Source organism: Microcoleus sp. D2_18a_B4 (assembly GCF_036702475.1).
Taxonomy (GTDB): domain Bacteria; phylum Cyanobacteriota; class Cyanobacteriia; order Cyanobacteriales; family Microcoleaceae; genus Microcoleus.
In genome coordinates, this window is the sequence record NZ_JAUBTL010000014.1 from 85502 (window position 1) to 103639 (window position 18138).

21 protein-coding genes and 1 tRNA gene are annotated in these 18138 nt (G+C 46.7%); 13 read left to right on the plus strand and 9 right to left on the minus strand.

Annotated elements, in window-relative coordinates; genetic code table 11:
* The coding region (locus QUB04_RS11130; RefSeq protein WP_333284130.1) for a hypothetical protein at positions 1–197 on the plus strand (197 nt) is incomplete at its 5' end.
* A 4-nt stretch (positions 198–201) separates the two neighbouring features.
* Here QUB04_RS11130 and QUB04_RS11135 read toward each other — a convergent pair.
* On the minus strand, positions 202–1257 hold the full coding sequence (locus tag QUB04_RS11135; RefSeq protein WP_333284132.1) for a nucleotidyl transferase AbiEii/AbiGii toxin family protein: 1056 nt from the start codon (positions 1255–1257) through the stop codon (positions 202–204).
* Positions 1258–1617: 360 nt separating this feature from the next.
* Positions 1618–2544 carry a thylakoid membrane protein ThyD gene (gene thyD, locus QUB04_RS11140; protein ID WP_333284134.1) on the minus strand — a complete coding sequence of 309 codons (927 nt, stop codon included), beginning with the start codon at positions 2542–2544 and terminating at the stop codon, positions 1618–1620.
* 496 nt (positions 2545–3040) lie between these two features.
* Between thyD and QUB04_RS11145 the strand changes: the two genes are divergently transcribed.
* Positions 3041–4675 (plus strand): DUF3352 domain-containing protein, encoded by a 1635-nt coding sequence (locus QUB04_RS11145; protein WP_333284136.1) that lies wholly within the window; start codon positions 3041–3043, stop codon positions 4673–4675.
* Positions 4676–4847: 172 nt separating this feature from the next.
* Here QUB04_RS11145 and QUB04_RS11150 read toward each other — a convergent pair whose 3' ends face one another.
* From QUB04_RS11150 to QUB04_RS11160, 3 genes are all read right to left on the minus strand, one after another.
* The gene (locus QUB04_RS11150) at positions 4848–5045 is read right to left on the minus strand and encodes a hypothetical protein (protein ID WP_172187588.1); all 198 of its coding nucleotides are present in this window, start codon (positions 5043–5045) and stop codon (positions 4848–4850) included.
* A gap of 196 nt (positions 5046–5241) precedes the next feature.
* The gene (locus QUB04_RS11155; protein WP_333284138.1) at positions 5242–5658 is read right to left on the minus strand and encodes a tetratricopeptide repeat protein; all 417 of its coding nucleotides are present in this window, start codon (positions 5656–5658) and stop codon (positions 5242–5244) included.
* An 87-nt stretch (positions 5659–5745) separates the two neighbouring features.
* Positions 5746–6099, minus strand: a complete 354-nt coding sequence (locus tag QUB04_RS11160; RefSeq protein WP_006632680.1) for a HesB/IscA family protein — start codon at positions 6097–6099, stop codon at positions 5746–5748.
* A 590-nt stretch (positions 6100–6689) separates the two neighbouring features.
* On the opposite strand from QUB04_RS11160, the gene QUB04_RS11165 reads away from it, so the two are divergent.
* The 8 genes from QUB04_RS11165 (at position 6690) to QUB04_RS11200 (ending at position 13760) form a co-directional block, all read left to right on the plus strand.
* Positions 6690–8339: a DUF6930 domain-containing protein gene (locus QUB04_RS11165; protein WP_333284140.1), complete on the plus strand. Its 1650-nt coding sequence runs from the start codon at positions 6690–6692 to the stop codon at positions 8337–8339.
* Between the two features lie 157 nt (positions 8340–8496).
* Positions 8497–8724, plus strand: a complete 228-nt coding sequence (locus QUB04_RS11170) for a hypothetical protein (protein WP_333284142.1) — start codon at positions 8497–8499, stop codon at positions 8722–8724.
* Between the two features lie 119 nt (positions 8725–8843).
* The gene (locus tag QUB04_RS11175) at positions 8844–8978 is read left to right on the plus strand and encodes a hypothetical protein (protein WP_333284144.1); all 135 of its coding nucleotides are present in this window, start codon (positions 8844–8846) and stop codon (positions 8976–8978) included.
* Positions 8979–9038: 60 nt separating this feature from the next.
* On the plus strand, positions 9039–9341 hold the full coding sequence (locus QUB04_RS11180; RefSeq protein WP_333284146.1) for a type II toxin-antitoxin system PemK/MazF family toxin: 303 nt from the start codon (positions 9039–9041) through the stop codon (positions 9339–9341).
* Positions 9342–9401: 60 nt separating this feature from the next.
* Complete coding sequence (zds, locus tag QUB04_RS11185) at positions 9402–10838, plus strand: 9,9'-di-cis-zeta-carotene desaturase (protein WP_333284205.1); 1437 nt, start codon at positions 9402–9404, stop codon at positions 10836–10838.
* Between the two features lie 193 nt (positions 10839–11031).
* Positions 11032–11478, plus strand: coding sequence for an SRPBCC family protein (locus QUB04_RS11190; protein ID WP_015175311.1), 447 nt, complete (start codon positions 11032–11034; stop codon positions 11476–11478).
* 106 nt (positions 11479–11584) lie between these two features.
* Positions 11585–13600, plus strand: coding sequence for a serine/threonine-protein kinase (locus QUB04_RS11195; protein WP_333284148.1), 2016 nt, complete (start codon positions 11585–11587; stop codon positions 13598–13600).
* Positions 13601–13686: 86 nt separating this feature from the next.
* Positions 13687–13760 (plus strand) — tRNA-Val (locus QUB04_RS11200).
* Positions 13761–14079: 319 nt separating this feature from the next.
* Here QUB04_RS11200 and QUB04_RS11205 read toward each other — a convergent pair.
* Both QUB04_RS11205 and QUB04_RS11210 read right to left on the minus strand, forming a co-directional pair.
* Positions 14080–14241: a hypothetical protein gene (locus QUB04_RS11205; protein ID WP_333151443.1), complete on the minus strand. Its 162-nt coding sequence runs from the start codon at positions 14239–14241 to the stop codon at positions 14080–14082.
* 7 nt (positions 14242–14248) lie between these two features.
* Positions 14249–15247 carry a hypothetical protein gene (locus QUB04_RS11210; protein WP_333284150.1) on the minus strand — a complete coding sequence of 333 codons (999 nt, stop codon included), beginning with the start codon at positions 15245–15247 and terminating at the stop codon, positions 14249–14251.
* Positions 15248–15523: 276 nt separating this feature from the next.
* On the opposite strand from QUB04_RS11210, the gene QUB04_RS11215 reads away from it, so the two are divergent.
* The 3 genes from QUB04_RS11215 to QUB04_RS11225 all read left to right on the plus strand — a co-directional run bounded on the left by QUB04_RS11215 (position 15524) and on the right by QUB04_RS11225 (position 16873).
* On the plus strand, positions 15524–15766 hold the full coding sequence (locus QUB04_RS11215) for a helix-turn-helix domain-containing protein (RefSeq protein WP_293176868.1): 243 nt from the start codon (positions 15524–15526) through the stop codon (positions 15764–15766).
* Between the two features lie 321 nt (positions 15767–16087).
* Complete coding sequence (locus QUB04_RS11220; RefSeq protein WP_333237690.1) at positions 16088–16369, plus strand: helix-turn-helix transcriptional regulator; 282 nt, start codon at positions 16088–16090, stop codon at positions 16367–16369.
* A 234-nt stretch (positions 16370–16603) separates the two neighbouring features.
* The gene (locus QUB04_RS11225) at positions 16604–16873 is read left to right on the plus strand and encodes a helix-turn-helix transcriptional regulator (RefSeq protein ID WP_333284152.1); all 270 of its coding nucleotides are present in this window, start codon (positions 16604–16606) and stop codon (positions 16871–16873) included.
* 39 nt (positions 16874–16912) lie between these two features.
* Here the strand turns inward: QUB04_RS11225 and arfB are convergent, their stop codons facing one another.
* Together arfB and QUB04_RS11235 are read right to left on the minus strand one after the other, a co-directional pair.
* The gene (gene arfB, locus QUB04_RS11230) at positions 16913–17326 is read right to left on the minus strand and encodes an alternative ribosome rescue aminoacyl-tRNA hydrolase ArfB (RefSeq protein WP_333284155.1); all 414 of its coding nucleotides are present in this window, start codon (positions 17324–17326) and stop codon (positions 16913–16915) included.
* Between the two features lie 72 nt (positions 17327–17398).
* Positions 17399–17869 (minus strand): restriction endonuclease, encoded by a 471-nt coding sequence (locus tag QUB04_RS11235; protein ID WP_333284157.1) that lies wholly within the window; start codon positions 17867–17869, stop codon positions 17399–17401.
* Positions 17870–18138 lie beyond the last annotated feature (269 nt).

The following is an 18138-nucleotide window of genomic DNA, read 5'->3' on the forward strand; positions in this document are numbered from 1 at the left end:
GGGCAGGGGAAAAAGAAGGGAAAAGAGCGAGGCAGAGCCTCTGGATATGCGTTACCAGGCAGAGCCTGTTAACGAGGGGTAACGAGGGCAGGGGAAAAAGAAGGGAAAAGAGCGAGGCAGAGCCTCTGGATATGCGTTACCAGGCAGAGCCTGTTAACGAGGAGAACGAGGAGATCAATACCAAATCTCGCATCTAAGCATCTAATCTTCTAGCTTACTTGGGAATGAGGAAATGGTCTCGCTAAATGTCCTGACTGTTATTTCCCGGCCTAAATCCTGAGCTAGTAAATCGATACCGTCAATAACTTTATTTGGCTCTGCAATACTCAAAACCTCATAGCATTTTTCCCGATAATCGGGACGATCTTGGAAATACTGAATCGCTCGATCGAGCGGTTCCATAACTTGATAAGCTGCTTCCGCTTTGTCGATCGCCTCTTGGGGAATCGGAGTCGCTAACCTTTGAATAGCCAAGTCGATTAAATCTCTAGAATTTACCCGATCGCTCGGCTGTCGATCGGCATTTGCCAACAACTTTTCTGCTATACTATCAATTTGATTCAAACAAGGAACAGGCGACCAATTTGGATAATTGGGTTCGCCAAACTCAATTCGCCCTTCACAAACCATCTCGAATTTAATAGTAGTGCCGTCAACAATAACAGGAAATCTTATGCCATACTGGTTGGCTTGAATATCGTTCGGAATTACAATGCGTGAAGCGAAGCTATCCCCAAGGGAATCGCGACTAGCAAAAATCGCATCATAGCCTCCTTCTGCAACTTTTCGGCGCAGGAGACGGTAGCCATTATCCATCGGACACATAAAGTCAATATCCTGACTCAACCGATATTCTCCGTGTTCCATACTTACCAACGTTCCGCCCCCAAAATACGCCCGACATTCCTGTAGAAATTCGACATTCAAGTGGCTGAGTACAGTTAATATCTTTTGATGAATTTCGCGTTTAAACATTGCTTGAGAACTTACCCAATTTTCTGGATGTTTTGGCGGGCAACTGCTTCCCTGTTCCGCTATTAACCAAGACTGATAGTGTTGGCTGATTTGTTGAATAAAAGCCAGTTCCTCAAAGCTAGGTGTTCCCAAAACTCCCCAATAATGCCAGCCCGATTCGTAGCGGCATAGCATTTCCTTGAAACTCAATTTTTTTACATCAGCAATTTGCCAGCAGATAGCTTGAAGGAATGGGAGTTCGGCGGGAATTGTCAACCCGGTTGCTATTTCTTGATGGTTCATCTGCTTTCGGGGAAAGCGAGGCAGAGCCTCTGGATATGCGTTACCAGGCTCTGCCGATTGGTGACAAATTAAGCTCACACCGACGGTCTCTCTTGTTTGTATCGAAGTCTCGATCCCCCCTAACCCCCCTTAATAAGGGGGGGACAAGATTCTTCTCAAAGTCAACCCCTACTCCCCTTCTTAAGGGGGATTTAGGGGGATCGAGACTCGACTAAAAGGTACATTTATTATGGGTTTCAGTCTTAAGTTGTCACCAATCAGCAGAGCCTGGGAACGAGGAATTTTGTTTGAGTCCCTCTCAGCTCGGACTTTGTTTGTTTAGCCCCGAATTCTATTCGGTGGGTTCTATTCCGTAGGTTCCTAACTTCCCGATAAAATCTCTTCGAGTGCTAATTTCAGCGTCGGATATTGATATTGAAAACCGCTAGCTAAAGTTTGTTTCGGCAACACTTTCTGCCCTTCCAAAACAAGTTTAGCCCCGTCTCCCAACAGCATTTCTAAAGCAAAACCTGGCACCGGCAACCAAGAAGGCCGCTTTAAAACTTCCCCTAAAGTTTGACACAATTCATTCATCCGCACCGGATTCGGTGCTGTCGCATTCAAAACGCCTTCAACTTGCGAATTTTGCAAAGCGTACAAAATTAAATCAACCACATCCTCGCGATGAATCCAAGAAAACCACTGTTTCCCAGTGCCCAGCGGCCCGCCTGCAAATAGTTTAAAAGGTGGCAGCATTTTTGCTAACGCGCCTCCCATTCCCAAAACTATCCCCAGCCGCAAAATTGCTAACCGCGTTTCCGCATTTTTTGCAGGTTGGGCGGCTGCTTCCCAGTCTTTGCAAACTGTTGCTAAAAAATCATTTCCAGCGAGGCTCGTTTCGTCAAACTCAGCGGTTTCGCTGGTTCCGTAATAGCCGATCGCCGATGCGCTAACAAACACAGATGGTCTAGGATTAGCATTGACGATCGCCTCGACCAATTTTGCCGTCGTCAGTCTGCGACTGTCCAGAATTGCTTGCTGGCGCGCCTCCGTCCACCTTTCCTCCGCAATCGGAACCCCTGCTAAATTGACAACAGCGTCGCAGCCCGCGATCGAATGCAGCCAATCACCAGACTCCGCTGGAGTGTAGGCGACAACTTCCAAATTCGGATAAGCTGAAGCCGGAAAAACTCGGCTAGCCTTCGCCGCATCCCTGCTCAAAACCACCACTTGATGTCCCGCAGCTTGCAGCTTCTCCACCAGCCGGCTACCTACAAATCCTGTTGCTCCCGCGATCGCTACTTTCATCGGAAAATTGGGTTTGAAACCCCGTCCTTTTAGGACGGCTTTACATTAATTTGAATCCCCTTCCGGGGTGGAGGGGTATGGGTGCCCCTCCGTCGGGATATGGTTGTCCCGTTCTCCTTTCGGAGTAAAGTTAGCACGCGCCTTTGTTTTAAGAGCTTGTTAGGCCCAAAGCACTATCGAGCGTGACATACCAGATTGTTTAACTCTCAGCGACAGAGCAGGGGACTAGCTACGCATCCGCCTGGTGTCGTGACTCAAAAAACGTAGTCCGCGAAGGACTTAGGCCCGTCAGGATGGCTTTCTAGATTTCTCTTTCAAGCCTTATGCCTTTAGGCTAAGGTTCCTGACCTTTTACCAATAATGCACAGTTCTAGCAGTTTAGACGATCGTCCAAACTTGTCTTTGATTATACAAAACGAGAGAGCCGGCCCGATCGCCTCCCCACAAGCTTTCTGTATTTTGATTAAACTGATATGGGACGCGAGGAACACAAACCATGCCTGCAAAAAAATCAAAGCTTCTAATTGCTGCCTCCATCGCCGCAGCAGGTAGCGCTGCGGTCTACTTTTACTTCCAGGGTTTGAGCCAAAAAGTATCCAACCCTCAAGACAGCGCCAAAGTTGTACCCGACGAAGCAATGATGGCCGCGTTTATCTCCCCCAATCCCCAAGCCCTGGCAGAGTTGCAGCGATTTGGCACGTCTGGGGCTCAAAAGTTGGTCGGTCAGGGTTTGAAGACCTTTCAAGAACAAAGCTTGGCAGGCACTCAAATCGACTTTGACAGGGACTTAAAACCTTGGTTAGGGGGGGTCATGGTCGCTTTCCTGCCCCCTGATGCTGTGACGAATACAGAGCCTCCAAAACTGCTGGTTGTAGTCAGCGTCAAAAATAAAATTAGCGCTTGGAATTTTGCGAATAAATTAAAATCTCAGCCCGGTGCAACTACTCAAGAAACCGAGTATAAAGGAGTTAAAATTTATGAGATTGCAGAGCCAACTGGCAAGCGCTACAGTGTGGCTTTGCTGAACGACCAATTAGTGATGGCTCCTTTGAGAAAGCCTGTGGAATTGGCGATCGATACTTTTAAAGGAGAACCCTCTCTCGCTACGCAGCCGAGCACAACTAAGTTTTTTGCAGAGAGTGCTGGTGTCAAGAATCCGATCGCAACTGTTTATATTGCTGACTATTCTGCTGCAATTGAGCAATTGAAAGCTAATTTGCCCGCAGATATCCAGTTGCCTTGGACAGTGCTTTCGCAGTTCAAACAAGTTAAGTCTTTGGTTGCGGGAATTGGGGCGGATAGTGCGGGATTGAGGGTAAAAACTATCGCTCAGTTAGACCCTAAATTCGTCCAGCCAAATCCACAAGTCCCATCGAAATTGTTACCCAGATTTCCCGGCGAAACTATTGCTTTAGTCGGCGGCAAGGGACTCGATCAAATTTGGTCGCAAGCGACAGCCGAGGCTAAAGATAGCCCGGAAGTTGACAGGGGAGTTCAGCAGGTGAGGAGTAGTTTTAAGCGGTTGGATTTGGATGCGGATCGAGATGTTTTTGGTTGGATGAATGGGGAATTTGCGATCGGGGCGATCGGTTCGGATCGAGGTATTTTGTCTCAGTTGGGGATGGGGGCGGCGATGATTTTTGAAACGAGCGATCGCCCTGCTGCAGAAGCAACTCTGAAAAAACTCGATGCGATCGCCAAAAGCAATGCTACAGTCAGTGTCGCCCCCAGAACCGTTGAGGGCAAAGAAGTTACGGAATGGAAAATACCCCAGCAAGGCACTTTATTCGGGCACGGTTGGCTGAATGAAAATTCTGTGTTTGTAGCTTTCGGCGGCCCTTTAGTTGATGTGATTACTTCGACGCCACCGCAACCGTTAAGCAGCAGTCCGAGTTTTCAGGCGATCGCCACTTCTTTACCGCAAGTCAACCAAGGTTACTTTTACATAGATATGGAAAAAACAATGTCTTGGGCTAACCAATATTTGCTCGCAGTACAGCCCAATTTAGTTTCGCCGCCCGTCGCTGAATTGCTGAATTCTCTCCGAGGAGTTAGCGTAGCCACAGCTTCTACGCAACCGACAACTGCTGAGTTGGAGATGCTTTTTGCCTTGAAATCTAACAACAATTAGGGAATTTGTAATCGGTAATTTGTAATCGGTAATTTTTCCTTCTATCCTTCTATCCCTTAAATCCCGATTCACTGCGCGTTGCCGGACTTTTTTCTGACAAAAAAAAGATGCTGCCCTCAATGGAGGGCAGCTACTCAAATAAAGCATCTTAAAGTCTCTCAAAACTTCAGAATTAACCTTCAGACATTCCTGATTTATTCGGCAATTGCAAATCATCCGGATCTACATAGTGACAAACTGCTTTGTCCATACAAATCAACGCCCAGCCGGATTTATCGATGCTCATCAACTTGTAAGAAGCTGGCTGAATAAAGAAACCTTTGTGGTTGCGGGTTGCGGGTTTGATGTTAACGTGGCTGTCATTGCTCATGTTTTTACAACTCCTAGTATTATCGTAGTAAAATCTGAAAACCGCTGAGCGGGTTTGTCAATCGTCTAAGTCTTCAAATACTAGCACTGACTTCCTGAGTTTTCCATAAAGTTATTTATTGATTTATTACGAGATCGTAATAAACCGCCAAGCCGATTTCCTCGATCCCCGCCCCAAAATCGACTTGTTTGCGCCGTTACGGCTCCAGAAGCCACTGTTTAACGCGGGCGAGACTCTTCCAGTCGGGTTTTCTGGTTAATCCTTCTTCAAAATTTTTTTTAACTTCGTCGAGCAACTCTTCGGAAGCCATCACTAATTGCTGAGCCACTTCTACGTGGGGGCGCACTCCTTTTTCTTTGAGATCGAGGATCGCTACTGCTAGGTTGATGCGAGCTTGGGGGTCATGAGGGTTCAATTTTACGGCGGTTTTCGCTGCCTTGTGAGCCGGTGCGGGTTTATTTTCTAACAGGTAGAGCCACGCGAGGCTAGCCCAAGCATTGCCATTTTTGGGAGCTTTCTCGCACACTTCTTTAAACACGGGGATCAGATTAGCCGGGGCTTCGCCAGCTTGGTAGCGATCGAAACCGTCTTTAAACAATTCTTCAGGGGTCATTCGATTTTAGATTTTAGATTTGGGATGTTGCATGGAAAAGGGCGTGGGGCAGTTAACAACTTTCTGCCCCACGCCCTATTTTCCGATTTATGTAGAAAATGAACTGCCACAGCCGCAAGTTTGAGTGGCGTTGGGGTTAGTAAACTGAAAACCGCCCCCGATCATAGCATCGCTGAAGTCGAGAACCAAACCGTAGAGATAAAGAATGCTCTTGCGATCGCAAACTACCTGAAAACCATCGTAGTCGAACACTTCATCGTCGGATTTGACAGTGCTGGGATCTGCGAAATCCATCACGTAGGACATTCCAGAGCATCCGCCCTGGCGCACCCCTACCCGCAAGCAGAGGTCTTTACCTTGTTTCTCTCTCAGAGCTAAAACTTGACGGACAGCAGAGTCCGTCATTTGAATTCCACGCTTTTCAGAAATGGCTTGAGTCATCAGAAATATGGGTTAGAAACCCCGTCCTTTTAGGACGGCTTTACATTGAGTTAAAACTTTTGTGGGGTGGAGGGGTATGGTTGCCCCTCCGGCGAGGTATGGTTGCCTCAATCTCCTTTCGGAGTAAAGTTAGCACGCGCCTTTGTTTTAAGAGCTTGCGCCGGCTGAAAGCACTGTTCCTGTTACCTTAGAACTGTTTAACTCTCAACGACAGAGCAAGGAACTAGCTACGCATCAAGCGGGTGTCGTGACTCGAAAAACGTAGTCAGTTAAGACTTAGGCCCGTCAGAACGGCTTGTTAGATTTCTCCTTCAAGCCTCATGCCTTTAGGCTGAGGTTCCTGACAATTTGCCGAACTCCTGAGATTGTCTAATGCTAAGAGTGTAATCTTATCCCTCCATTGTACAGGCATTCGCCAGAAGGCATAAGGTTAGATGCTGAAGGCCGAATTTTTAGCTTCTAATTTTTAATTCCCGTGGGGCCTCGTTCCCCAGCTCGATGTCCTCTCCCCCTATAGGGTTTATGATTGATAAGCAGCGGTTGACCGGCTACCGGCACCGCAACAATGCTTCACCCAACGGGCTTACTCTATGGCAGCGCTGAATCGCACTACTCTTCGTCGGCTACAAAACTTACCTCAAATTCCCAGCGTGTGGGAGGGCGATCGCCGACCCTTATCTAATGCTGACTCACACATGATGCTAGATGACGATGACGTTCTAGAAGCTGGTGGCGAGTGCATTCTCTGGGTCGATGGCTCCGAAGGAGTCGTGAGGGCTATGGACATGGTAGGCCCAGATGCCGGCCCAGAGGCGCTCGTCCGGGCCCTGCTACGGGCAATGGAACATCCCCAAAGTCCGGCTCCCGCAGTCCGCCCCCAAAAAATAGTAGTCAAAAACCGAGAAATTCAATTTTATCTGCGGGGCGTACTTCAAGATTTAGGCATTTCCATTGACTACGTGCCGGAATTGCCCCTAATTGACGAAATATTTCGCGGCATGGAAGAGGTCGCCATCAACAGACCTCCTGAGTTGCCCCCTCAGTATGCTGAAGTTTTAATGGAAAAAGCTGCTCAAATTTGGCAAGATGCTCCGTGGCGGACTTTGAGCGAACACCAAATTATATCTATTGAAATCAATCAGTGGGATGTCGCCAGCCTCTACGTGTCCGTATTGGGGCAAGGCAGAATGGATTACGGAGTTTTACTTTACCGTTCTCTAGAATCCTTGAAACGGTTTCGAGAACGAGTCGTCAACGATGAATCTTTTGAAGATTTAGAACAGGCTTTTTTAGGGCAAGACTGTTTGTTTGTTACCTTTGAAAGTGCAGCAGAGCTTGATGAGGACGACGACGAAGAAATTGATTTAGCCGATTTGCCTCCATCGGAAATTGAACCAAATTTCGGCAACCTACATCCTTTAGAAGGATTGCGATCGATCCTTTACGAAGAAGAAGCCCTCACGATGTTAGTTGCTCTCGAAGCATTTCATCGTTTTTTCCGCAACGGCCGCCGGAAATTGGGCTCAGACACTTTTCCCACTCTTAGCAGCCGCTACCGCATCCCTGTGCCGCAGCCTGACGGAGAAATTCAACAGGTATCCGTTAAAGTTTCCACGATGCCCGATGTATCAGACGAATTATTAGAGATGCTCGGTGATGACGATGATGACGATGATGACGATGATGATGAATTTGACAAGCCACTGCTGCGGGACGATTTGGTGCCGCAAAATTCATTTTTGAGTCTCGGCGCCGTACCTTGGGAAACGGTAGATTTCCTGCGCGAAAGTGTCCAGTTTCACCAAGCTGCAGAAATTGATATTAATACCGCCGGAGATGGTTTGCCGGTGGTGATGATCCAAACTTCTCATCCGAAGGCAAAAACTATGATTCAGGATTTGAAAGAAGCTGGAGGTGTGAAGGGGATTGGTTTTAATCCGGGCGAAAATCCTTTTCAGGATGAGCAATACGACTTGGGTATTTTGCAAACTAAAAATGGGGAGTTGTATTTATTTGGGGAGTTTAATGAAGACGATCCGGTGCATCAGGAAGCTCGCAAGAAGTGGGATCGCCGCTGTAAATTAACCAACGGTTGGTGCGGTTTGATTATTGCAAAAGGGTTGATGGGTGCTTCTCGCGGTCAGCCTCAGTTTAAGGATATGATCGCTTTGCTTGAGGTGCGCTGGGTGTCTGCTAAAGACTTGGGAATTGGGCCACTTCAGTTGATGCCGATGTTTTGAAGTTAGTTGACTGTTGACTGTTGGCTGTTGACTGTTGACTGTTGACTGTTGACTGTTGGCTGTTGACTGTTGACTGTTGTGAGAAGGAAGAGGTAAAAGTAATATGTAAGGTGCGCCCCAGCGCACCATAGTTTTTAAATTATCAAGGAAAATGATTATGTCAAATTCTACTCAAAAGCGAGAAGTGTTAGTCGCCCTTGATGCTGAATTCGCTGATAAAATAGACCAACTTACTGATGATTGGACGGAGGCGATCGAACAAGCTCTCCGTCTCTGGTACGCTAAGCAAATAGAAGATACAGCGGATTCCAGGTTTGTGAAGTGTAGGGACACGGCAGTGCCGTGTCCCTACGGCGAGCTAACTATAGGCGGGTGTACTTCATAAATGTGGAATCTGCTGTAAGTTGCGGAAGTTTTATCAAAACCGCAGCCCAGAAGATATTGAGGAGGAAAAAGAGTGGTTTAATTTTGTAGAGGAACAGATAGAAGAAACATGGAGCAGCGATGGACTCTAACTCAACAGGAAAAACTTATCCTCGCCAAGGTGAGATTTATCTTTCAAGGGCTTTGCGTCAGTTAGGAGATACCAAAAAAAGACCTGTAGTTGTGGTTTCTCCCGATAAGCTGTTCGGCATTTAAAGGACTTGCGTAAGGTGCGTCAGCATCTAAGGTTTTCCGTTTCAGCGTAAGGGTTCGCGAATGACGCACCCTACTAGCCTCGTTACTGGTTTAAATGCTCCACAGCTTATCCGCAACGAGTTTACTGATTCTGTAATTGTTGTTCCTTTCACAAGTAACCTTGCAGGAGTAGAAAATCCAACTCGTGTCTTGATTCCAGCAGGTGAGGGAGGATTGCAAGCTGATTCTCTAGCTGTATGTGAAAACGTTTCTGCTTTGCGGCAGACGTTCCTAGAACAAGGCCCTTATGGTCAAATTAGTGCCGATGTCCTAGCCAGAATTCAGAGGGCTGTACAAGTGTCGATCGGCATTTATGAACTTTGAATGTTTCGGAAATTCTAAAATTTGTTACAATCTGTAAAAATACTGGAAAGGATAGGTAAAATGCGGGTTGCGATCGCAGGTGCGGGACTGGCTGGAATGACCACAGCAGTCGATTTAGTGGAAGCCGGCCACGAAGTAGAAATTTTTGAATCCCGCCCCTTTGTCGGCGGCAAAGTCGGCAGTTGGGTAGATCCAGACGGCAATCACGTTGAAATGGGTTTGCACGTCTTCTTCGGCTGCTATTATAACTTATTTGCCCTGATGAAAAAAGTGGGGGCTTTTGACGATTTGCTCCTCAAAGAACACGTCCACACTTTTATCAATCGAGGCGGCGAAACTGGTTCTTTGGATTTTCGCTTTCCCGTGGGTGCTCCTTTGCACGGATTGAAGGCATTTTTTACTACATCCCAGCTATCCGTACAAGACAAAATTCAAAATGCGATCGCCCTGGGAACTAGCCCGATCGTCCGAGGTTTGATAGACTTTGAAGGAGCGATGAAAACTATCCGCGATTTGGATAAAGTTAGCTTCGCTGACTGGTTCCGCAGTCAAGGTGGCAACCAAAACTCGCTCAAAAGAATGTGGAATCCGATCGCCTACGCACTGGGTTTTATCGACACGGAAAATATTTCTGCCCGGTGTATGTTGACAATCTTTCAATTCTTTGCATCGAAAACCGAAGCCTCGGTCATGCGGATGCTGGCTGGTTCTCCCAACGAATATTTGCACAAACCAATTGTGGAATATTTGGAAAAGAAAGGAGCAAAAATTTACACGCGGCGCAGAGTCCGAGAAATTCAGTTTGAAGAAGGCGAAGAAACCCGCGTAACAGGCTTGGTAGTAGCCAACGGCGAAACAGAAGAAAATATTACCGCAGACGCTTACGTTTTCGCCTGCGACGTGCCAGGAATTCAGAAAATATTGCCCCCAGCTTGGCGCAAATGGTCAGAATTTGACAACATTTATAAGTTAGATGCTGTGCCAGTTGCTACAGTACAATTGCGGTTCGACGGTTGGGTAACTGAACTGGAAGACGAAGCCAAGCGCAAACAGTTGAGCCACGCTGTAGGAATCGATAATTTGCTGTATTCAGCAGATGCAGACTTTTCCTGTTTTGCAGACCTAGCGCTGGCAAGTCCCAAGGATTATTATAAAGAAGGACAAGGTTCGCTGCTCCAGTTGGTGCTGACACCGGGAGATCCGTTTATTAAACAAAGCAATGAGGCGATCGCCCAACACGTACTTAAGCAAGTTCAGGATTTATTTCCCTCAGCGCGGGAATTAAACATGACTTGGTACAGTGTAGTTAAGCTCGCTCAATCTTTGTATCGCGAAGCACCGGGAATGGATGTTTTCCGCCCTGCTCAAAAAACCCCGATCGCCAATTTCTTTCTAGCAGGAAGTTACACTCAGCAAGACTACATTGATAGTATGGAAGGAGCGACACTTTCAGGCCATCAAGCCGCTAAGGCAATTCTCGAAGCTTACAGTCATTAGTCCTTAGTCTTCTATCGTTTTCTCTCGTTCCCAGGCTCTGCCTGGGAAGGGCGATCAGGAGGCTCTGCCTCCAGTATTCGAGAGGAAAAGTGAGGCGGAGCCTCTGGATCTGTGTTACCAGGCAGAGCCTGGTAACAAGAAAAAAAGAAACAATTCTTCAATCTAAAATCTAAAATCTAAAATCTAAAATCCCATGACTGATTGGTTAGAACACAGTGTCCAAGTAGAAGTGGCAATTCCCATCGAATTAGCGTGGCAACTCTGGTCAGATTTAGAGCAAATGCCGCGCTGGATGAAGTGGATAGAATCTGTTCATGTTCTTGAAGAAGATCCAGAATTGTCTCGCTGGAAACTCGCAACGGGCGGGTTAGAATTTAGCTGGCTTTCTCGGATTCTCAAATTAGTGCCGAATCAGATAATTCAGTGGGAATCGGTAGACGGCTTACCAAATCGAGGTGCCGTAAGATTTTACGATCGCAAAGACAGCAGTATCGTCAAGCTGACAGTGGCTTACGGAATTCCCGGCTGGCTGGGAAAATTGATGGATAACCTATTTCTGGGCCGCGTGGTTGAATCGACAATTCAGGCTGACTTGGAAAGGTTTAAAGAGTATGCTCTGAAAGTGAAAGCCACATCTTAAATTCTGAGGACTTTAGTCCTTTGGTTTTTAATTGTAACGCGAGAGTCGATCGCGCTTGGGCGTCAGTATCATAGAGATGTGCTGCTGATTCCTTCTCGGTTTAGTTATGAGTTATTGCCTAAACCCCGCCTGTCAAAACCCGCAAAATGCCGATCGTACTCAATTCTGCCTGAATTGCGGCTCCAAACTGTTGCTCAGAGAGCGTTACCGCGCCATCAAACCCCTTGGGCGCGGCGGTTTCGGCCGCACTTTTTTAGCAGTAGACCAAGACAAACCCTCAAAACCGCGCTGTGCAATTAAACAGTTTTTCCCGCTATCCCAAGGTACCAGCAGCAGCGAGAAAGCAGCAGAATTATTCAACCGAGAAGCGGTGCGGCTGGACGAGTTGGGGAAACACCCGCAAATTCCAGAATTGTTGGCGCACTTTCAGCAGGAACGCTATCAGTATTTGGTACAGGAATTTATAGAAGGTCAGAATTTACAGGAAGAGTTGGCGCGGAGTGGGCCTTTCAGCGAAAGTAAGATTCTCAGTCTGCTGAAGGATTTATTGCCAGTATTGCAGTTCGTGCACGATCGCAGTGTAATTCACCGAGATATTAAACCCCCCAATATTATCCGCCGCCGCCTTTCTCAAACTCCCACCATTTATACTTACCCAACATTAACCGGGGAATTAGTTTTAGTGGATTTTGGCGCTGCAAAACTTGTGGAGGGTTTGAGAGAAACCGGTACAGTCATCGGTTCTCCCGAATTCGTGGCGCCGGAACAAATTAGAGGTCAAGCGGTTTATGCCAGTGATTTGTATAGTTTGGGAGTAACTTGCATTTATTTGCTGACTCAAATATCTCCTTTTGATTTGTTCGATATCAATCAAGATGCTTGGGTTTGGCGAGACTTTTTGAAGGTTCAAATTGATCCGAAATTAAGTCGCATCCTCGACAAAATGATCGAACCAAGTCTCAGTCGCCGCTACAAATCTGTAGCTGAGGTATTGAAAGATTTGCAGCCGCAGCAGTCGGCGGGGGCGGGCACGGGGGCGGGCACGGGGGCACCGCCCCTACCAGCGCCTAAAATTCCCGTGCCGCAGAGGACGCCTGTGGTGCAGAATGCAGTGCCGCCAACGGTTGCAGGCACTATTTTACCTGTGCCGCCGATGCAGCGGGTTGTACCGGCACGCGCGCCTACTTGGAGGTGTGTTCATACTCTGGTAGGGCATTCTAATGCTGTCACCTCGGTAGCTTTCAGTCCTGATGGCGCGACTTTAGCTAGCGGCAGTGAGGACAAGACGATTGAGATGTGGAAGTTGGAGACTGGTAGGCGGTGGTACACTCTCACGGGTCATTCTGACTGGGTGACTTGTGTGGCGTTTAGTCCTGATGGCGCGACTTTGGCTAGTGGCGGCCGGGACAAAATGATTCATATTTGGGATTTGAATAAGGGTAAGTGGTGGTACGCTTTGGCTGGTCATTCTGACAGGGTTTCTGCTGTGGCGTTTAGTCGGGATGGTCAGGTTTTGGCTAGCGGCAGTCGGGACAAAACTGTGCAGTTGTGGAATTTGAATAAGGGAAGGCGGATGTCGGCTTTGACTGGTCACGCTGGCGGGGTGGAGGCGGTGGCTTTTAGTTCTGGCGGGGAGTTTTTGGCTAGCGGCAGTCGGGACAAGACTGTGCAGTTGTGGGATTGGCAAAATGGTCGATCGATTTGTACTTTAGCAGAGCACGGAGATTGGGTGCGGGCGATCGTTTTTGCTGCGATTTCTTCTATCTCTCCCCCTTCTCAAGGGGGGGCTGGGGGGGGATCTGTTTTGGCGACGGGGAGTCGGGATGGTACGGCGAAGCTGTGGCGGGTGGATGCACAGGGGCGAGGGACGCTGTTGCGGAGTATGAGGGACAATTCTGGGGATGTTTTGTGTGTGGCGTTGAGTCCCGATGGTCGGGTTTTGGCGACGGGGAGTCGGGATGGCACGATTTATTTGTGGGATGCGGGTACGGGGGGTTTGCTGGAAATTCTGACGGGCCACGGGGGGGAGGTTTTGTCGGTGGCGTTTAGTGCTGATGGGGGGAGTTTGGCTAGCGGTGCGGGCGATCGAACTGTGAAGATTTGGCGGGGGATTGGGCATTAGGGGCGATGTCAAGAGTGCCTGCTTAAAAAATTTCCTATTTATGCTTGACAGGCGATCGAATGTTCTGCTACATTAGGAATTCGTGAGGACGCATAGCTCAGTTGGTTAGAGCACTACGTTGACATCGTAGGGGTCACTGGTTCGAGTCCAGTTGTGTCCATGAATTTCCATCATTTATAAATCAAGGGTTTTAGGTTTTCGATCTCACTAAGAGTTCTGTTTTGCGCTGATCTTCGGCTCAGTTCCACACGAACGGTGACAGAATAAGTCAAGGTCAGCCATTCTGTAAAATAAGGGAAAAAATCAAAGGGCTTACAGTGATTTTACTTTAGAAAAAGTGCATAAAGCTTTTGGTTTGACTATTTCAGAAGACGTGGTAGTAGTGTCCGCCCACCAGCCCCTTCCGGGACACGGCATCACAGCCGTGTCCTCACCCGCAGGACTACTTGAGACGCCAAAGGGAAAAACCCCCTGATAACTTACCGGCGACAGCCTTGGGCGATCGCCCTTAACACCGCTAGCCGCACTTCTGGATGAAATTTCTCAAGCCCGTTAGCCCGAAAAATCCAGTGTCCGCCGCCCGCGTGCTCGATCGCAATTTTCTGACCGTCAGGCAAAACTATTTGCCACCAATTCAACACACTGGCTTTAATAAGGTGGCACTGAATTTCGTTCAGTTGAGCCTCCATTAATTTCAGTTGACGCATGATAGGATTTTGGGCAGATGACTTCATGATTTTTCTCATTAAATGAATTCGACTGTTTCTCGGCTTTGATTTCAGTTTGCCGATTTTTGAACTTAACTTCACCTTCCGAAGTTTTCGCCTTAACTTCCCTTTCCGAAGTTTTCGCCTTCACTTCCGTTTTACCACCTTTAGGCTCAACTTTGACTCCAAAACCTTTAGACTTAACTTTTCCTGGGGCAGAAGTTGAAGTCGGTTCCGTGGTCGGCTTCTTAAACTCCGCGTCTAATTGGTCTAAAATCTCCTCTTGTTCGGGAGTATGTTCCGCTGGCTGGTCTGAATTTCTGGGATTGTATTCGCCAACCAACCTTGCCAAAAATTCCGAAATTGACAGTCCGGCTGCGGCTGCTTTTTTCGTTAAAAGGGCGTAGGTGTCGGTTTTAATGCGAATTTGTTTGAGCCGGAGGTTGGGATTGTTGTCAACTGTTTCGGCAATAGTTACTGCGGTAATCCTTTCTTTTGGTATGACATCAACAACTTCTTGCCACTTTTCCTGTAAACGACAGTCGCCATATTGGTCGGTAATTGCGTGTTTGAACAAAGGGACAACTTGAGCAACGCAGCTAGGCAAAATCTCAAATCCTGCTTTAATTAAGCGCAGGCAAATGCTCGCAGATTTGATGATTTGTGTGCAGTAAAAATACTGCCGACCTAATGCTTGTTCGCAGTAACTTTTAAAAGTTTTGAACTTGTCTTTGTACAATCGCAGCTTTCGGATGGCGTCCAGCATGATTCCTTGACGCACGTAGTCTAGGAATCCCCTTTTAATTTCGCCTGTCAGGTAGTCTAAATCGTGAAAGGGAGATTGATTCTGGATTTCTTCTTCAAAGTCTAGCAGCGGGCCTGCAAAGTGAAAGTTGGAGGCGACATCGCCTAGGTAGAAGTTGTCAATTGATGTGGACATGATCTGGAATGGTTCGAGAAAGGGCACGATAGCACGGAAGTTGTGCGATCGCAAAATTGAAGTTTTGGTCTGGATCTTTGATATAATTTTGAGTCGGGTTGTACTGTGAGGTCGATCGACCTTTTACATGGCATCACCTCAAGGCGGTTATTCAAAACTGTAGGTTTTGGCTGTTCGCCCTGACCGGCCAGCTTTTGTTCTGTCACTTGTATCTCATTATGAGATGTCGATTTAAATTTGTCAAGTATGACATCTCAATTTGAGATTTATGTTACAATGTCATCAAGAAAAGAACGAAGACAGGAGGGCAATTCACCATTGGAAGCCCTAAGAATCAACAAAACAGACTTATCACAAGATGAGTTTGCTTTTAGATGCGGGATTCCCCGGGCCACGTATCATAGATGGATATCTGGAGCCACAGAACCAAAATTTTCTCTCTTTCAGTTGAAAGCTATTTGCCGAGAACTAAAAATAGAAAAAATCGATGAACTTCCAGAGAGCTTTGGGCCGAATTAGCAATTAAATTAAACCAACAGTTAAAAAATTATTACTGCTGATACAATTTTGAGTTGGGCTGTCCTGTGAGGTCGATCGACCTTTTACATGGCATCACCTCCTCGGCGTTGAGAAAAAAGGGGCTTGAGGTATGCGCCCAACCCCCGAAAATACGCTTGGGTATGCAAGCACAATTGATAGACACAACAAATAAGGCGGTTCTTCAAACCTGCATTTTGACCTTGGAGGCTCGTTGAGCGGCCTTTGTTTTGCCTACCAACATGAAGTTTACGTCTTATTCAAGTCTTTGTCAAGACGTTTACATCATGAATTTTTCGTCCTATGATAGAAGAAGATTTACAAGAAAAGGAGAAGTCTCCATTGAGACTACTCAGAGAACAAGCTGGACTAACACGCCCTCAAGTCAAAGAAAAAATCGGAATTTCCGAGCGAAGACAAGCTGACTGGGAATTAGGCAAGGCTCTACCTAATGCTGAAAACATACTTGCTATGGCTAACCTGTACCAGGTTTCTCTAAAAACTATGTTTGAGCTTTTAGGATTAGACGTAACTAAAATTCCCGATGACTTACCAAGTCGTGAGCCCTCATCGAACGATAACTAACCCGCAGGGGTTCGGAAAAGTCTAGGGAAAGGGGCTTGAGTCATGCACCCAAGCCCGGAAAATACTAAGGGTATGCAGGCATAATGGGTAGAAACTACAAATAAGGCAGCTCGCTAAACCAAAGCGTTTCCACCGTCCGGCTAAAGGAGCCGCCTTTCTGTTGTCTCTATCTTAAACAACCTTAGTTGTATTCCATTAAATTGTCAACAACTTTGGTTGTGAATTTGCTATGATATGCCCAGAAAGAAACAAACTCAAGAGTCCAAAGATATACCAGCACTGCAAATCTTGCGGGAAGCTGCTGGTTTATCGCAATCCGCTTTAGCAAAGCAAATTCCCGACAAAACCCGCACAAAAACCTTAAGTCAGCAAGCCATTAGCAAATGGGAACGAGGACTAGACGAACCCGAACTGACCATTGCTCAAATGAAAGCTCTTTGCAAAGCTTTGGGAAAAACGCTTAACGATTTACCTGACGACTTAGGCCCACCAAATCCCGACTGACAACTAAAAAGTCAAAAAGCCCGATCGACCTTTCATCCCTCAATCGGTAATTTTCGCTCTCAGAGCTTTAATTTGCCCTCGCTTGGTTTTGCTGTCGAGACGCTTGCGCTGGGAACTACGAGTCGCTTTGCTGGGTTTGCGCGGTTTCGGTATGACGATCGCACTTTTAATCAGTTCTTGCAGCCGTCTCAAAGCCTCCTCCCGGTTTTGTTCCTGGCTGCGGTGTTCCTGGGCTTTGATGACAATCACACCTTCGGAGGTGATGCGCTGGTCGTTGATTTGCAACAAACGCTCCTTGTAGCGATCGGGCAATGAGGAAGCTGGGATATCAAAGCGCAAGTGAATCGCACTTGCCACCTTATTGACATTTTGCCCCCCCGCGCCTTGAGAGCGAATCGCACTAATCTCGATTTCGCGATCGTCTATGAACACAGTGTTAGAAATTTGTAGCATGATGGATCAGTGAGATTAAATATACCGGGAAAGCAGTGCATCTTTTATATATAACTTACTTTGATAAATAAGTTATTTACAATTTTTAGCTGTCAGGATGAATTCGATGAGTTTTTTTCTATCCCATAACTCGACCTCGTTAGATTTAGCAAGTTTGCAAGCATTTTCTGTAAATCTGTTGTTGGTGATTACTAGGCTTTTATTGCCTTTGTAATGTCTGACTGCTCCTGCGACTTCTTGAACTGCTTTAATACCAACTGGATTTTTGCTCCTTTTCGCTTGAACCACGGTTTTGGAGCCATCTTTGTATAAAATTAAATCCGCCCCATAATCTTGACTATCTTGAGTTAAAGTAACAGTATAACCACAGTTTATAAAATGAACCTCTAGAAATTTCTCAAACTCTTTTCCCGTCATTTCATCCACTTCCAGAATACCACTGTCTAATAAACGCTTTTTTTCCTCTTCTTCTTTCAATGTATCCAATACCGATGTCGCAATCACACCCACAACGGCAGCGCCTCTTACAATAAAAGATTTCATAAAATTACATATTTTTAAAAGGAGTAGTTATGATGGTAGCAGATTTGCTCAGTATAGTTATCTACTCAGATCACAACTAAGATCGCAAGCACATTGTGATCTTACTTACTGATTCTTTTAGATTCCCGATCTTGGCTGGGGCTTTTTGTCTGCACTCAAGTTCAAGTATGCTTCAAAGAGTCATGCGAAAGTCAAGGGATTTTATAGTTGAGAACTGTAACAAAACTTTAATCACACCCAAACCGTAGGTTTAGCCAAAATTACTGCGA

Coding starts and splice junctions, on each gene's coding strand:
- QUB04_RS11180 (WP_333284146.1), top strand. CDS start 9,039: ATGACGCACCCTACTAGCCTCGTTACTGGTTTAAATGCTCCACAGCTT.
- arfB (WP_333284155.1), bottom strand. CDS start 17,326: ATGCTACAAATTTCTAACACTGTGTTCATAGACGATCGCGAAATCGAG.
- QUB04_RS11170 (WP_333284142.1), top strand. CDS start 8,497: ATGTCAAATTCTACTCAAAAGCGAGAAGTGTTAGTCGCCCTTGATGCT.
- QUB04_RS11155 (WP_333284138.1), bottom strand. CDS start 5,658: ATGACCCCTGAAGAATTGTTTAAAGACGGTTTCGATCGCTACCAAGCT.
- QUB04_RS11235 (WP_333284157.1), bottom strand. CDS start 17,869: ATGAAATCTTTTATTGTAAGAGGCGCTGCCGTTGTGGGTGTGATTGCG.
- QUB04_RS11175 (WP_333284144.1), top strand. CDS start 8,844: ATGGACTCTAACTCAACAGGAAAAACTTATCCTCGCCAAGGTGAGATT.
- zds (WP_333284205.1), top strand. CDS start 9,402: ATGCGGGTTGCGATCGCAGGTGCGGGACTGGCTGGAATGACCACAGCA.
- QUB04_RS11150 (WP_172187588.1), bottom strand. CDS start 5,045: ATGAGCAATGACAGCCACGTTAACATCAAACCCGCAACCCGCAACCAC.
- QUB04_RS11190 (WP_015175311.1), top strand. CDS start 11,032: ATGACTGATTGGTTAGAACACAGTGTCCAAGTAGAAGTGGCAATTCCC.
- QUB04_RS11195 (WP_333284148.1), top strand. CDS start 11,585: ATGAGTTATTGCCTAAACCCCGCCTGTCAAAACCCGCAAAATGCCGAT.
- QUB04_RS11225 (WP_333284152.1), top strand. CDS start 16,604: ATGCCCAGAAAGAAACAAACTCAAGAGTCCAAAGATATACCAGCACTG.
- QUB04_RS11135 (WP_333284132.1), bottom strand. CDS start 1,257: ATGAACCATCAAGAAATAGCAACCGGGTTGACAATTCCCGCCGAACTC.
- thyD (WP_333284134.1), bottom strand. CDS start 2,544: ATGAAAGTAGCGATCGCGGGAGCAACAGGATTTGTAGGTAGCCGGCTG.
- QUB04_RS11160 (WP_006632680.1), bottom strand. CDS start 6,099: ATGACTCAAGCCATTTCTGAAAAGCGTGGAATTCAAATGACGGACTCT.
- QUB04_RS11220 (WP_333237690.1), top strand. CDS start 16,088: ATGATAGAAGAAGATTTACAAGAAAAGGAGAAGTCTCCATTGAGACTA.
- QUB04_RS11145 (WP_333284136.1), top strand. CDS start 3,041: ATGCCTGCAAAAAAATCAAAGCTTCTAATTGCTGCCTCCATCGCCGCA.
- QUB04_RS11210 (WP_333284150.1), bottom strand. CDS start 15,247: ATGTCCACATCAATTGACAACTTCTACCTAGGCGATGTCGCCTCCAAC.
- QUB04_RS11215 (WP_293176868.1), top strand. CDS start 15,524: ATGTCATCAAGAAAAGAACGAAGACAGGAGGGCAATTCACCATTGGAA.
- QUB04_RS11165 (WP_333284140.1), top strand. CDS start 6,690: ATGGCAGCGCTGAATCGCACTACTCTTCGTCGGCTACAAAACTTACCT.